4 protein-coding genes are annotated in these 16,092 nt (G+C 54.7%); 2 read left to right on the forward strand and 2 right to left on the reverse strand.

The genetic code is table 11. The annotated features are described in order from the left end of the window. The first annotated feature begins 520 nt into the window (after positions 1–520). Both OSC10802_RS0128500 and OSC10802_RS0128505 read left to right on the forward strand, forming a co-directional pair. Complete coding sequence (locus OSC10802_RS0128500) at positions 521–11,275, forward strand: hypothetical protein (protein ID WP_017720183.1); 10,755 nt, start codon at positions 521–523, stop codon at positions 11,273–11,275. 500 nt (positions 11,276–11,775) lie between these two features. Beyond that, positions 11,776–13,110 (forward strand): serine/threonine-protein kinase, encoded by a 1,335-nt coding sequence (locus tag OSC10802_RS0128505; RefSeq protein ID WP_017720184.1) that lies wholly within the window; start codon positions 11,776–11,778, stop codon positions 13,108–13,110. Positions 13,111–13,257: 147 nt separating this feature from the next. Here the strand turns inward: OSC10802_RS0128505 and OSC10802_RS42230 are convergent, their stop codons facing one another. Beyond that, the gene (locus OSC10802_RS42230; RefSeq protein ID WP_017720185.1) at positions 13,258–15,645 is read right to left on the reverse strand and encodes a PAS domain S-box protein; all 2,388 of its coding nucleotides are present in this window, start codon (positions 15,643–15,645) and stop codon (positions 13,258–13,260) included. After that, the gene (locus tag OSC10802_RS0128515; protein ID WP_017720186.1) at positions 15,645–16,070 is read right to left on the reverse strand and encodes a response regulator; all 426 of its coding nucleotides are present in this window, start codon (positions 16,068–16,070) and stop codon (positions 15,645–15,647) included. The genes OSC10802_RS42230 and OSC10802_RS0128515 overlap by 1 nt, the downstream gene beginning before the upstream one ends. Positions 16,071–16,092 lie beyond the last annotated feature (22 nt).

Below are 16,092 nucleotides of genomic sequence, written 5' to 3' on the forward strand. Positions count from 1 at the left end.
TGCTGACAAAAAATTGGGGGGGTGTTACAAAAGAGAGAGAAAGCTTTTGTAAAGGGTTGGACTTGTATGGGAATAACCAGTCAGTTTAGGACAAGGCATCTCACTTTCTAGTAGGCAAAGGAACAGGCGTCTCGCCTTTCCTAAGTCCTAACCTAAGTGGTTACTGCGATAAAGTCAAGCGAAGACAGATAGCCGCAAATGAAATAAAAAGAATGATGCGGTGCGGTCGAGTGCCAGTCAATTTCATAGCCCGGAATAAAAAAGTGTTGGTAAGCTCAGATATTAGGGTGCGCTTAAATGGGTCGGGAATCCAATGCATGCGGTGGGGGCATCTTTACTGGGCCATGAATTTGTCCCAAACACAGGTGGCTTGCCAAACGGAGATTCCCCGTTAAAAAGGGTTAAAGAATCTAGAGACGGGAGAGAGAGAGGAGGAAAGAAACCTTCAGTTCTTGTCCTAGGTTTGGGTTTATTTCAGGAAAAAGAAAGGTTTGTGTACTCTCAGTCAAGGGTTAAACTTATGGAATTGTTCGATGAGAATAGCGGGACGCTGCAAGACTTAAGTGGGGAAAAGCTCACAGAGGATAAATTAGCAGCTCCCCTGTACAAGAAAACAGGCGGCAACCAGGGCGGGACAAACGCCGGCGCTGGGGGCGGCGGTAGCATGAAACCTCCGAGCCAAGGGAAGCCAGACGAGTCAGACCAGCCGGCAGCAGACAGCGGCTCCAACAAGATAAGCTCCTCGGATTCGGTCAAAATCAACCACTTTCGCACTGAATACTCGGTTCAATTAACAGCGTTCTACGGAGTTGAAACCGCAGCTGACCTCAGCGACGAGCAGGTGTTCAACTACATCAAAACCGAGGGACGGTTTTCAACGCTGGAAGGCTTGCTAGACCTGAATGTGTATCGCGCCGCCGGCACGGACTTACAGGCAGCCGGTCTGACCGACGAACAGCTAATTTCTCACTTCCGGGAGTTTGGGGTAAAAGAAGAGCGTCCCTTCGCCGCCTGCATCGACATCAACTACTACCGGCAGGTTAACCCAGACCTCACCAACTTAACCTACGAGCAAGCGCTGCAACACCTGCTGGAGTTTGGGTTGAAGGAGAACCGGCAGTTTTCGGCGCTTATCGACCTCAGCTACTACCAGAAGGTCAACGCAGACCTAGCCGGTTTGAGTTCCGAGCAACTGCTGTCGCACTTGCTCGACTTTGGGTTGAAGGAAAACCGGCAGTTTTCGGCATTCGTAAACCCTGACTACTACCGGCAGCAAAACCAAGACCTGGCCGGCATGACCGACGAGCAGGCGCTGGAGCACCTGTTCGCGTTTGGGCTGAAAGAAAACCGCCAATTTTCTGCCGTCATCGACCTGAACTACTACCAGAAGCAAAACGCAGACCTTGCCAGCATGACCGGCAAGCAACTGCTGGAACACCTGGTCCAGTTTGGGCTGAACGAGAACCGCAAATTCTCGCCGCTGTGTGACCTAAACTACTACCAGCAGCAAAACGCAGACCTAACCGGCATGACCGGCAAGCAACTGCTGGAACACCTGATCCAGTTTGGCATCAAAGAAGGGCGTGCCTTCTCGCCGCTGATTGACATCAACTACTACAAGAACACCTACGCCCAAGCGCTGACCGACTTTTTTGGAGCTGGATCTGTCGGGGAAATCAGCTTCCAGCAAGTATTCCAGTTCATGACCGGCGCTGGTTTGCAGCAAGGCATCAGCCCCTCGCCGGTGGCGGACATCAGCGTGTTTACCAGCGCTCCGTCCGATGACATTGTTCAAGGCGGCACCGGCAACGATGTTGCCGGTGGGGGCACCGGCAGCGAAACCCCCAGCGGCGGCACCGGCAGCGAAACCCTCAGCGGCGGCACCGGCAGCGAAACCCCCAGCGGCGGCACCGGCAGCGGCACCACAACCCCTCCCGCAGACAGCGACCTTCCCCTTCCTCCCATAGTTGGCCAGCCGGCCACTCCTCCGGTAGATGGCGGCACCGGCACAGACACCACACCCGGTGGGGACGGCACAGAAACCACACCCGGTGGGGACGGCACAGACACCACTCCCGGTGGCACTGGCACAGATCCTGACCCATTTTTCAACAGCGATTACATTCGCGACACTTACGCCGACCAACTGGCACAGGCATACCCGGGCGCTGACCCCGCAACTCTCACCGAAGAGCAGGTTCAGGAGTTTCTGAACGACAAGGCGCTCGAACAGGGGTTAAACCCGTCGCCGGTGGTTGACGTAAAGTATTATGTATCCGCCTATGGCGACGACATCCTCAGCTACTATCAAGACCAAGGAAAGCCGGTTGCATCTGTTGCAGACCTGAGCTACCAGCAGATCGTCGATTACATCAAAGGCCCGGGTCTGGAAAAAGGGGTGAACCCCGCACCGGCGGTGGACTTGGGCTTCATCAAAGTTACCTACTCCGCAGAGTTGCTCGCCGAGTACAAAGTAGACTCTGTAGACAAACTGACCAACGCACAGATTTTGGCGTTTGTCAGTGGAGCCGGCAAAGAAAAAGTCACCCAACCCGCACCGGCGGTTGACTTGGGCTTCATCAAAGTTACCTATTCCGCAGAGTTGCTCGCCGAGTACAAAGTAGACTCTGTAGACAAACTGACCAACGCACAAGTTTTGGCGTTTGTCAGTGGAGCCGGCAAAGAAAAAGTCACCCAACCCGCACCGGCGGTTGACTTGGGCTTCATCAAAGTTACCTATTCCGCAGAGTTGCTCGCCGAGTACAAAGTAGACTCTGTAGACAAACTGACCAACGCACAAGTTTTGGCGTTTGTCAGTGGAGCCGGCAAAGAAAAAGTCACCCAACCCGCACCGGCGGTTGACTTGGGCTTCATCAAAGTTACCTATTCCGCAGAGTTGCTCGCCGAGTACAAAGTAGACTCTGTAGACAAACTGACCAACGCACAAGTTTTGGCGTTTGTCAGTGGAGCCGGCAAAGAAAAAGTCACCCAACCCGCACCGGCGGTGGACTTGGGCTTCATCAAAGTTACCTATTCCGCAGAGTTGCTCGCCGAGTACAAAGTAGACTCTGTAGACAAACTGACCAACGCACAGATTTTGTCGTTTGTCAGTGGAGCCGGCAAAGAAAAAGTCACCCAACCCGCGTCAACGGTTGACTTGGATTTCGTCAAAACCACCTACTCGGCAGATTTGCTCGCGCAGTACAAGGTAGATTCTGTAGACAAACTGACCAACGCACAAGTTTTGGCGTTTGTCAATGGGGAAGGGCTAGAAAAAGTGACTTCTCCGTCGCCGGTGGTGAACCTGAGTTACATTAAAGCCACCCAATCTGCGGAAATCCTCAGCTACTACCAGCAGCTTGGCGTTCAAGTGACATCCGCCGCCCAACTGACCAACGCTCAGATTCTCCAGTACCTGAGTGACGCAGGTCTAGAAGAAGGCGTGAACCCGTCGCCGGGGGTCAACTTCAAGTACGTTAAAGAAACGTACTCGCAGGAAATTCTCACCTACTATCAGTCCGTTGGTGTTCAAGTGCAATCCGTTGATGAGCTGAGCTTCCAGCAGATTCTCGACTTCATACAAGGTGAAGGCGTCAAACAAGGGTTGAATCCGTCGCCGGAGGTAGATTTAGCGTACTTTAAGGCGAGCTACGCTGAGGAAATTCTCAGCTTCTATCAATCCATTGGCGTTGAAGTTACATCCGTTGATGAACTGAGCAACGAGCAGATTTTCCAGTTTCTGAACGGAGCCGGTCTGGAGCAAGGGCTGAACCCGTCGTCGGTGATTGACTTAAACTACGTCAAAGCCACCTACGGCGACGAAATCCTCAGCTTCTTCAAACAGCAGGGACTTGAAATCACATCGGTTGCGCAACTGAACTTCCAGGAGATTTTCGCGTTTCTCAACAGCGCCGGTATGGAACAAGGGGTGAGCCCGTCGCCGCTGGTTGACCTCAACTACATCAAAGCCACCTTCTCTGCGGAACTCACCAGCTACTTCGGCGTAGCCTCTGTCGATGAGCTGAACTTCCAGCAGATTTTCGACTTCGTGACCGAAGCCGGTCTTGACGAAGGGATGAAGCCCTCTGCGGTTCTGGACATCGAGTACATCAAACAAACCTACTCCGAGCAAATTCTCAGCTTCTATCAAGCGCTGGGAGTGGAAGTTGAAACCGTCGATGACCTGAGCTTCAAGCAGATTTTCGATTTTGTCACCTGTGACGGTATCGAACAAGGGGTGAACCCGTCACAGTTCGTAAACTTGAACTACGTTAAAGCCACCCACTCCGAGGAAATACTGAGCTTCTATCAAGCTCAAGGCGTTGAAGTTGAATCTGTTGCAGAGCTGAGCAACCAGCAGATTTTGACCTTCGTGAGCGGTGTCGCTCTGAAAGAAGGGTTGAGCCTGTCACCGGCATTTAGCTTCGACTTCATCAAAGCCGCCCACTCCGAGAAACTGACCGCCCATTTCGGCGTAGCCTCCGTCGCAGACCTGAGCCCTCAGCAAATCCTCGACTACATAACCACCACCGGCTTGCAAGAAGGGTTGAGCCCCTCACCGGCGGTCAACTTCGACTACTATCAATCGGTTCACGGCGACGCTCTGGCGGAGCACTACAACATCAAATCCATTGACGAACTCAGCGACGAACAAGTCGCCGAAAGTGCGGTTGCGGTTAAGCTTCCCGTCTTGGATGTCGCCTTCTTCCGCGCTACCTACGCCACAGAACTGGCGGAGTTCTATCAAGTCCCAGTTGAAGGGGTCGCCGATCTCACCGAGGAGCAGGTGCAGTCCTACATGCTGGATAAGGGCGCGGATAAAAAGCTGAAACTGTCCCCGCTCGACTTCAAAAGCTACAGCGAAGACAACGCCGACGCACTGAAGGAATTCTACGAAGTTGACGGCGTTGCAAAACTCAGCCAGCAGCAGATCAAAGACTTCATGCTGGGCGAAGGAGTGAAAGCCGGCATCGATTTGACCGCCCACGTACAAGTCGATTACTACCGCAGTAGCTTCGCCGAGGCACTGAAGAGCTTCTTCGGCGCTGACACCATCGAAAAAGTCACAGACAAACAGATCGTCGATTTCTTCTTCGGTAAGGCCGGCGTCTCAATCGACTACGAATACTACCGCAAGACAAACGCCGAAGCCCTAATTGCTGCTTTCGGTGTTCAAGATGTCGAGAAAATCACCGACGAGCAGATCGAAACCTACGCTTTGGGCGCGGGGTGGAAACCAGAAGTCAAGCTGTCTCCCATCGACTTCGCCAGCTATCGCCAGCAACACGCCGCCGACCTGATTGAATATTGTGGCGTTACCGATGTCACAGAAATCGGCGATGACCAGATCCGCGAGTTCATGTTTGGTAAAGGCTGGAAAGACGGCATCAAGCCTGTTGATTTTGTTGATGCTGCCGAAATCGACGCCATTAAGACCGACAAAGCCAGCGAAATCGCCAAATCCTTTGGCATTTCGGTTGAGGGAGTTGCGAATATCAGCGTCAGTGTGTTGCTGGACTTCCAATACGGTGGGCTGTCCCAAGACATTGACTACGACTACCTCCGCACGACATACGAAACGCAACTGACCGAAACCTACGGCGTTGCTATCGACCAGATCGCCGACTGGCAAATTCTCGATTATGTCTACACCGAGGGCGTTCCCGAGCAAGGCGTGCAGGTGACTTCCTTTGATGTGGACGCCTACGCCTCAGCCAACTCCGCCGCACTGGTGGAATTCTATGGCGTGGGTGATGTGCGCCAACTCAAGCACAAAGATATCCTCAAGTTCGCCTTCGACAAAGGCTGGAAAGACGGCATCAACCCCTCTGATTTTGTCGGGGAAGCCGAAATCGAGGACATTAAGGTCAAAAAAGCCGACAAACTCGCCGAATACTTCGGCATTGAGGCTGCGCAAGTCACCAACCTCAGCGCCAATCTGGTGCTCGACTTCCAGTTCGGCGGCTTGTCGAAAGAAGTTGACTGCGACTTCATCCGCAAGACCTACGCGACGGAATTGACGGCGCTATACACCGGCGTCGCTGTCGAACAGCTCACCAAAGTCCAGATCCTCGAATTCGTCTACAGCAAGGGCATTACTATTGAAGGCTTCCAACTGTCGTCTGTCGATATTGACGCCTACAGCGAAGCTAACGCCGACAAGCTGCTGGGCCACTTCAAGCTTAAGGATGTCAAGGATCTCAAGAAGCTCGACAAGAAGGATATCGAAGATTTCGCCTTCGGCGAGGGCTTAAAACTGGGCGTAGATGTGTCCGCGTTTGTCTCTGTCGCCTATTTGCGCCAGGAATACTCCGCCGCACTGCTGAGCGTCTATCAAACGACCGACATCACAGCGGTAACAGACGATCAGGTGAAGACTTGGTATGAGGACAAGGCGGCGAGTGCCGATTTTGACTACTGTCGCTTTAAGTACAGCGACAAGCTGATTGAACTGTCCGGCGCAGCTACTGTTGAAGAACTCTCCAACAAGCAGATCCTCGATTTTGTGTTGAGCGAGCAGTTGGGAGCAGACGCTGTGGTGTCCCCAATTGACTACGAGGCTTATCGCAAGCAACACGCCGCAGAATTGGCCAGCTTCTTTGGCGGGGCTAGTGGTGCCGGTGCTGAGGACACGGTTGCCGGTGGTGAGGACACGGTTGCCGGTGGTGAGGACACCGTTGCCGGCGGTAGTGACACAGTTGCCGGCGGTGCGGACACCATAACCGGCGGCGCGGACACCATAACCGGCGGCGCGGACACCATAACCGGCGGCGCGGACACTATAACCGGCGGTGCGGACACCATAACTGGCGGCTCGGACACCATAACTGGCGGCTCGGACACCATAACTGGCGGCTCGGACACCATAACTGGCGGCTCGGACACGGTTGCCGGTGGCTCGGACACCATAACTGGCGGCTCGGATACGGTTGCCGGTGGTGCGGGATTCGACGTAGCGAGCCTCACCCACGAGCAACTGCGGGAGTTCATGTTTGGCAAAGGGTTGGAGCAAGGAATCAACCCGTCCGACTTCGCGGTTGATATCGAATACTTCCGCTCACACTTCCAGGCGCAACTCGCCGAACACTATGGAATTGCGGTTGAGCAAGTGGCCAACCTCAGCCCCGATCTGGTCCTGGACTTCCAGTTCGGCGGTTTGTCCGAGGCTGTTGACTACGACTACATCCGCGCCACCTACGCGACGGAACTGACCGCCACCTACGGCGCAGCCATCGACCAGATCGCTAACTGGCAAGTGCTCGATTATGCCTACACCCAAGGGATAACGGCTGAAGGGTTCAAACTCTCGGCGGTTGACTTTGACGCCTACACCAACGCCAACAAAGACAAACTGGTGGAATTCTATGGCGTGGGTGACGTCGCCAAACTCAAGGACAAGGACATCCTCAAGTTCATGTTTGGCGAAGGGTGGAAAAAAGGCATCAAACCTGCCGATTTCGTCGATGCTGCCGAGATCGACGGCATTAAGGCCAAGAACGCCGACAAACTCGCCAAATACTTTGGCATTGAGGCTTCGCAAGTCGCCAACCTCAGCGCCAATCTGGTGCTGGACTTCCAGTACGGCGGCTTGTCGGAGGAAGTTGACTGCGACTTCATCCGCGCTACCTACGCGACGGAACTGACTGCCACCTACACCGGCGTCGCGGTCGAACAGCTCACCAAAGCCCAGATCCTGGATTACGTCTACAACCAGGGGTTAGCGGTTGCGGACTTCAAGCTGTCGGCAATCGATATTGACGCCTACAGCGAAGCCAACGGCGACAAGCTGCTGGGCCACTTCAAGCTCAAGGATGTCAAGGATCTCAAGAAGCTCGACAAGAAGGATATTGAAGATTTTGCCTTCGGCGAGGGCTTACAGCTGGGCGTGGATGTGTCCGCCTTCGTCTCTGTCACCTACTTGCGCCAGGAATACTCCGCCGAACTGCTGAGCGCCTATCAAGCGACCGACATCGCAGCGCTAACAGACGATCAGGTGAAGACCTGGTACAGCGACAAGGCGGCGAGTGTCGATTTTGACTACTGTCGCTTTAAGTACAGCGACAAGCTGATTGAACTGTCCGGCGCAGCTACTGTCGAAGAAATCTCCAACAAGCAGATCCTCAACTTTGTGTTGAGCGAGCAGTTGGGAGCGGATGCTAAGTTTTCCGCGATTGACGTTGATGCTTATCGCGAGAAACACGGCAAAGAGCTGGCCAAGTTCCTGAAAGGCACCGGCGACATGTCTGGCAACACCGGCGGTGCTGACACCATAACCGGCGGTGGTGACACCATAACCGGCGGTGGTGACACCATAACCGGCGGTGGTGATACCATAACCGGCGGTGGTGATACCATAACCGGCGGTGCTGACACCATAACCGGCGGTGCTGACACCATAACCGGCGGTGCTGACACCATAACCGGTTCTGATACGATGGCCGGTGCTGGGGACACGATGGCCGGTTCTGACACCATGAGCGGCGCTGACACCATGAGTGGCGGCACCGGCGGCGGCGACATGTCGGGGAACACCGGCTCTGATACCATGAGTGGCGGCACTGGCGGCGATGACATGTCTGGCGGCACCGGCGGCAAGGACGTTGATGTCAACAGCCTGAAAGACAAGGACATCATCAAGTTCATGTTCGGCAAAGGCTGGGAAATCGGCATCAACCCGTCCGAGTTCGTGGCCGATATCGAATACTACCGCACTGTCAACCAGGAGGCGCTCGCCGAACACTACCAGATTACCGTTGAGCAAGTCGCCACCCTCAGCGCGGCCCTAATCCTCGACTACCAATTCGGCGGCTTGTCCGAGGTTGTGGACTACGAGCTGATCCGCTCTACCAAAGCCGATGAACTGACCGCTTTCTACCAAGGAGTGGCCATCAACCAGATCGCCGACTGGCAGGTTCTCGATTTTGTCTACAGCACCGGCTTGCCAGAACTGGGCTTGCAGGTGTCGGTGTCGTCCTTTGACGCGGAGGCTTATGCCGAAGCCCACAAAGACGCACTGGTGGAATTCTATGGCGTGGATGACGTTGGCAAGCTCAAGGACAAGGACATCCTCAAGTTCGCCTTCGGCAAAGGCTGGAAAGACGGCATCAACCCTGCCGATTTTGTCGGGGAAGCCGAAATTGACGACATCAAGGGCAAAAAAGCCGACAAACTGGCCGAGTTCTACGGCATTGCGGTTGAGGAAGTTGCCAACCTCAGCGTCAGTCTGGTGCTCGACTTCGAGTTCGGCGGCTTGTCGCAGGAAGTGGACTACGACTTCATCCGCACGAGCTACGCCACCGAACTGACTGCCACCTACACCGGCATTGCGGTCGAACAGCTCACCAAAGCCCAGATCCTGGAATTCGTGTACAGCAAGGGACTCTCCGAGGTGGAAGGCTTCCAGCTGTCGCCGGTGGATGTGGATGGCTATTGCAAGGAGTACGGCAAGAAGCTCAAGGACCACTTCAAGGTCAAGACTGTCAAAGACATCGACAAGAAGGACATCAAAGAGTTCGCCCTCGGCGAGGGGTTGGATCTCGGACTCGATGCCTCCAAGTTTGTCAACTTCGAGTATTACCGCCAGACTTACTCTGCGGCACTGCTCAAGTTCTACACAGACGTCACCGATGTCAGCACGATTACTGACCAGCAGATTGCTGACTGGTTCAGCGCCAAGTCGGTCAGTGTCGATCTGGACTACACTCGCTTTACCTACAAGGCAGAACTGGTCGCCTTCTACGGTGTTGACAGCGTAGAGGATCTCACCGACAAGCAAGTCGTCGATTTCGCCTTCGGCGGTAAATTGCCAGAAGGTGGTAAACTTTCCGCTATCGACACCAAAGGCTATCGCGAGAAACACGGTGACGAGCTGGTCAGCTTCTATAAAGGCAGCGGCGGCAAGCACACCAATAAGGGCACCGGCGGCGGCGACATGTCTGGCAACACCGGCGGCAAAGACGGCGGTACCGGCGGTGATGACATGTCCGGCGGCACCGGCGGCGCTAAGGACAGCGCGGACACCATTGCCGGCGGCGACATGTCAGGCGGCACCGGCGGCGCGAAGAACAGCAGCAACGACGGCGCTGACACCATTGCCGGTGGCGACATGTCTGGCGACAGCCCCGCCGCTGACACCATTGCCGGTGGCGACACCAGCGCAGCGGACCTCACCGACGCCCAAATCATCAAGTACATCTTCGGCGAAGGCTGGAAGGAAGGCGTCAACCCGCTGGAATTCGTCGATGTCGCTTACCTGCGCCAGACACAAGCCACCCAACTGGCTGAGTTCTACGGCGTTAGTGTTGAGGAAGTGGCCAACCTTGACGACGATCTGGTCATCGACTTCCAGTTCGGCGGTTTGTCCCAATTCGTTGACTGCGAATACTATCGCGTCAAATACTCGCAGGAACTGGCCACCGACCTCCAGATTGACGTTAAGGACGTAGCCAAGCTCGACGACAAACAGATTCTCAAACACCTGTACAGCAAAGACTTAGACCCCAATCGCAAGCTGTCTGGCATCGATTTCGCCGGCTATACCACTAAATACGCGAAAGAGCTGGCCAAAGAGTTTGGCACTGACGTCAAAGATGTCTTCAAGCTGGACAAACACAAAGTCAAGGACTTCATGTTTGGCAAAGGCAAGGATGAAGGTCTGAAGCTGTCCGATTTCGTCGATGTGGACTTCTACCGCCAGTACCAAGCCGGTCAAATCACCTTGAACTACCGCGCTGACAGCGTTTACAGCGTCAGCCCCAAACAGATTTCGGACTTCATGTTCAAAGAAGGTCTGGAGCAAGGGCTGAACACGTCACCGGCAGTTGACCTGGAGTGGTATCGCACCACCTACGCGCAAGCGCTGGAAACCGACAAACAATCCATCGATATTGACGCTAACGGCAATATCGATAACCCTGAACTGTTTGACTATGTGACAGGTGCCGGTTTGCAGCAGGGCAACAACCCGTCTCAGGCGGTTGACATTGCCGAGTACCGCCAACTCTACGCCAGCGACTTGCTCACGCAGTACGGTGCAGCCTCTATTGATGAGGTCAGCAACCAAGAAACGCTGGACTTCATGCTGTCAAGTGGCTTGGAAAAAGGCTACAAACCCTCCTCGAAGCTTCAAGACTTAGATGAGTACAAAGCCGCTCATGCGGACGTCCTCATCCAAGAATACGGCGCGTCTTCCATCGAACAAGTCACCTACGAGCAGACTTTCGAGTATATGGTAGGTCTGGGCAAGGAAGCCGGTATTGACCCCTTCCTCGGATAGTCCCTTGTTTCTCTCTCGCGGGGCAGGCGCTTGACCCGCCCCTAGAACCCCCTAATTATAGCAGTATGCACTTAGGTTAGAACATTAGACCTTCAGGGGGGGCGGGACGCCCCCCCTACGTCTATATAGCGTCCATCTGCGTTTCTCTGGCGTTTAATCCCCCTTCCCCTGAACTCCCCCTAACGAATTCTTCTCCCCCTCTCTCTTTCTCTCTCCTTCTTCCTTGGCGTCCTACCCTTCGGGAAGCCGCTAGCGCGTCTAAGGCGTCTTGGCGGTTTAATATTCTCTAAAATATCCCCCATCCCCATATTATAGCAGTATGCACTTAGGTTAAAACATTAGACCTTCAGGGCAGCCAGACGCTGGCCTACGTCTATATCCCAGTAGTAATATGGGTTAGGACAATAGGAGCTGGAGTGCGGGGGTGCAAAAGAGGCCGAAATGTACGAACCTAAGTGGCTACTGCTATAAACTAAAATCAATAGTGAGCAATTTTAACTATGGTTTGGCCAGCGGGACACGTCTTGCAAAACGGCAAGTACATAATCGAAAAAAAGATAAGGGAAGGCAGCTTTGGCATCACCTATATAGCCAGAGAAACCGCCGGCAATTTAACCGTTATCAAAACCCTAAATGACGAAGTGCGCCAGCGCCGCGACTTCGCCAAACTTCAGCAGGATTTCCTCAATGAGGCGCTGCGTCTGGCAAAATGCAGCCACCCTCACATCGTGCGCGTCGATGAGTTAATCTGCGAGGAGTCTTTCTGGTGCATAGTGATGGAGTACATTGACGGCACGGATTTGGCAACCCGCATTGAAACTCGGGGCTCTTTGCCGCTGTCTGAAGCGCTCCTCTACACCCGCCAAATTGGTGACGCCCTGACGGCGGTTCACAAGCAGGGCTTTTTGCACCGAGATATCAAACCGCTCAACATCCTGTTGCGCAAAAATAAACTTGAAGCTGTACTGATTGATTTTGGAATCGCTCGCGAGTTTACCCCCAATCTCACTCAAGTCCACACGCTGTATTTCTCGGATGGCTTTGCGCCTATTGAGCAGTACGACCGGCGAGCGATTCGCGGCGCTTATACTGATGTTTATGGCTTGGCTGCAACGCTTTACGCGATGGTAACTGCGAAGGTTCCTGAATATGCCCCCGCTAGAGATCGCAGCACGGTCAAACACAAAACTGACTCTTTAATCCCGCCCAAACAGCTCAACCCCCGCCTCAGCGACCGGCTGAACGAGGCTCTGCTCCTGGGTTTGGCTCTGGAGCCAGAAAATCGCCCCCAGTCTGTGGTAGAATGGTTAAAACTTTTAGAGGCGGATAGCTCCGCTACCTCCCCGGTTTCGCCCCCACCGGCACCTGAATCGGCTCCCCCACAAACCCCAGCAGAAATCCCTCGCTGGATTTCGGCGGTGGGAATGGATTACAGCAAGTTGCGCGATTTACTCGCCACCGGCAACTGGGAAGACGCCGATATGGAAACTGCGTCTCTGATGCTTCAGGTTGCCGGTCGCGAAAAAGAAGGCCGGTTGGATATAGAAGATGTAAAAAAATTCTCCTGTCGCGACCTGCGCACGATTGACTCTCTCTGGGTAGAATACAGCAGCGGGCGCTTCGGCTTTAGCGTACAAAAACGCATCTGGAAACAGGTTGAAAAAAATTACGAAGCGTTTGGATATCTCGTTGGGTGGCGTCGCGCCAGCATTTGGCTGCCTTACTCTGAACTCTCTTTCAGCGCTGCCGCGCAGGAAGGACATTTGCCCACGTGGGGACGCCGGGGCCGTTTGTGGAGTTTTCTGGCGGAACGGCTTGTAAAATGCAGTTTGTAACCCAAAGCGCCAAGATGTCATAGACGCGCTTTCTCGGCTTCCCGAAGGGTAGAGCGCAAAAAAATAAGGCAAACTTTTTAGGCGGATATTAGAACAGTTGTAAGTCTGTAAGTTCTGTTAGAATAGATATTAGCCGTAAGATGATTTTTATAATACGGTTGAAGACTCATGTAATGGCAGTTGGGCGGTAAAGGTTGCCCCCTGCCCGCTGCCCCTGCTTTCCACGGAGACCGTACCGCCGTGGAGCTCTACGAGGTGGCGGACGATGGCTAGCCCCAGGCCCAAGCCGCCATCTTTGGCCATGCCTTCAGCTTGGCGGAAACGGTCGAAGGCGTGGGGCAAGAAGTCAGGGCTGATGCCGATGCCGGTGTCGGCGACCTGGATTTGGGCTAGGGATGTTGGATGTTGGATGTTGGATTTTGGATTGGGGATTGACTGTTTTGCCCGATCTCCAGTGTCCGAGGCGCTGTCCCCCATTTGCACTGACAGCCGCACCCCGACCCGTCCTTTTGGCGGTGTGAACTTGATGGCGTTAGACAGCAGATTCCCGACAACTTGCTGCAACCGGCTGGAATCGCCCAAAACCACACAGGAGCTCGTGCCGATCTCCACCTTGAGCTGAATCGCCTTAGCCGCAGCCGCCGGCTGTACAGTGTCAACAGCCGCGTGAATCACCGGCACCAGATCCACCGACTGCAAGTTGAGGCGGATCTTGCCGGTCACAGTGCGGGAGGCGTCGAGCAGGTCTTCAATCAGTTGCGCCTGCAGCTGCACGTTGCGCTCGATACTCTCGAAGGCGCGTTTAGCCGCTGCTTCATTGAGCAGGCCCGATCTCAGCAACTGCGCCCAGCCGCGTATGCCCTGCAGGGGGGAGCGCAACTCGTGGGAAACCATTGCCAAAAACTCGTCCTTGCTGCGGTTCGCCGCCTCCGCAGAAGCTCGCGCTTGCTGCTCCCGCCCTAGCAGCTGGGCCCGCTCTCTCTCCGCCCGCACGCGATCGGAGATGTCGCGCTGAATTGCCGTCCAGTGTGTGAAGTACCCTGTTTCGTCAGCCACCGGCACGACGCTCAATTCAATCGAGAACGGCGTTCCGTCCTTGCGGTAGTTGACCAGTTCGGCACGCACCGGCTGCCAATTTTTCAGCGCCGCCCGAATCCTGTCGAGAGCCGCCCGGTCAGTTTCTGGCCCTTGCAGGATGCGGGGCGTTTTCCCCAGCACTTCCTCTGGCGCATAGCCGGTCATCCGGGTAAAAGCTTCGTTGACGTAGAGAATGCGCGGGCCCGGCTCGTCGAGCTCGGTGTCCGCAATCAGAACCGCATCGTTCGCGCCGGTGACGGCAGATTCCAGCAGCCGCAAGCGCTCCTCAATTCGCAGGCGCTCAGTGATATCTGTCAAAAACCCGACAGCGCCCCGCACCTCGCCCGCCACATCCCGCAGCGCCGCCGACGAGAGGCTGACGTCCACGAGAGAGCCGTCTTTTCTGAGCCGGCGCAGCTGCAAATTGTGGCGCACCGCCCCCCGCAACTCCTCCTCAAACAGCTTTTGGAACTCCGCCCGCCGCTGTTGCGGAATCGCCGCAAAGGGGCGACCGAGCACTTCGGCTTCGCTCCAGCCGAAAAGTCCCTCCGCTGCAGGGTTCCACAGCTGAACGCGGCTCTCCCTATCCATGGCGACGATGGCGATCGGCGAAGCTTCAACCAGCGCTTGCAGCAATTCGGTCGTTTCCCGCAACTGCGCCTGAGCGAGCACGCGCTCGCTGATGTCGCGCCAGCAGATCGCCAAACCGTCGTCGAGTTTGCTAGCGCAGACGTCGTAAAATCGGCTCTGGGACTGCGGGCTGCCTGCGTCTGGGCAGATGACCGATTCTCTGACCAGTGGGGAGCCGGTTTCCACCACTTGGCAGCATTCCTCAAAAAGTCCTATTTGCCAGAGAGCCGGCTGCAGTTGCAGCAGGCGCTTGCCAATGTGTTCCTCCTGAGTCATGCCGGTGTTCAGGCAAGCCGCCGCGTTGACATACTCGATGAGGAAGTCTATAATCCGCCCAGAGCCATCCCGAATTGCCGACCAAATCGCAAAACAGTCCAGCATATTCTCGACGGAAGTGCGGAACGGCTCCTCACTTTGTTGCAGCTGCCGGCGGAGGTAACTATTTTCTATGGCACTGTGGATGGCGTCGCGGAAATTCTCAGGGGAAATCTTTCCCTTGACTAGATAGTCGGTGGCTCCGCTTTTCATAGCCGTCACAGCCACTGACTCATTTCCCTGCCCTGTCAGCATCACTACGGGCGGAGAATTTTTGTCGGGCTGAGCTCTCAACTCGGACAGGAATTCCAGGCCATCTAAATCTGGGAGCCGGAAATCCAGCAAAACGACATCCAGATCCGGCTGGTCGCACAGTTGTAGCGCCCTTTCGCCAGAATCCTCCTCCAGAAAGGTATAAGTGTATTTGGAATCTTGCAGCAGGTATCGCCGGTAGGTCGCCCGGTCTTCCGGGCTGTCATCGACGATGAGAATTTTCCGGTGCCGGTCAGCCATTATCTTTTTACCTTGTCGGGGAGAATAACCGCCTCAAACCAGTAGTCTATCAAAAGGCGGACTGTTTTTCTAAGTTTATCTAAATCGATGGGTTTGACAATATAGGCGTTGGCACCATTCCTGTAACAGGTTTGAATATCCTTGGGGTTGGAGGATGTGGTGAAGACCACCACGGGAATGATTTTGAGGATCTCATCTTGCTTGATTTCTTGGATCACCTCTCGCCCATCCGTACCGGGCAAGTTGAGGTCGAGCAGGATGAGTGAGGGGCGGGGCGCTATTGTGGGATCGGCGTATTCGCCGGTGCGGTACAGGAAGTCTAGCGCCTGATCTCCATCTGTGCAGCGATAAAGCGGGATATCTATGGAGGATTTTCTCATTATCCGCACAATTGCTGCAAAATCTTCATCGCTGTCCTCAATCATAAGTAGGGGTTTAGTTAGATAA

The organism is Kamptonema formosum PCC 10802 (genome assembly GCF_000332335.1).
Classification (GTDB): Bacteria; Cyanobacteriota; Cyanobacteriia; order Cyanobacteriales; family Oscillatoriaceae; genus Oscillatoria.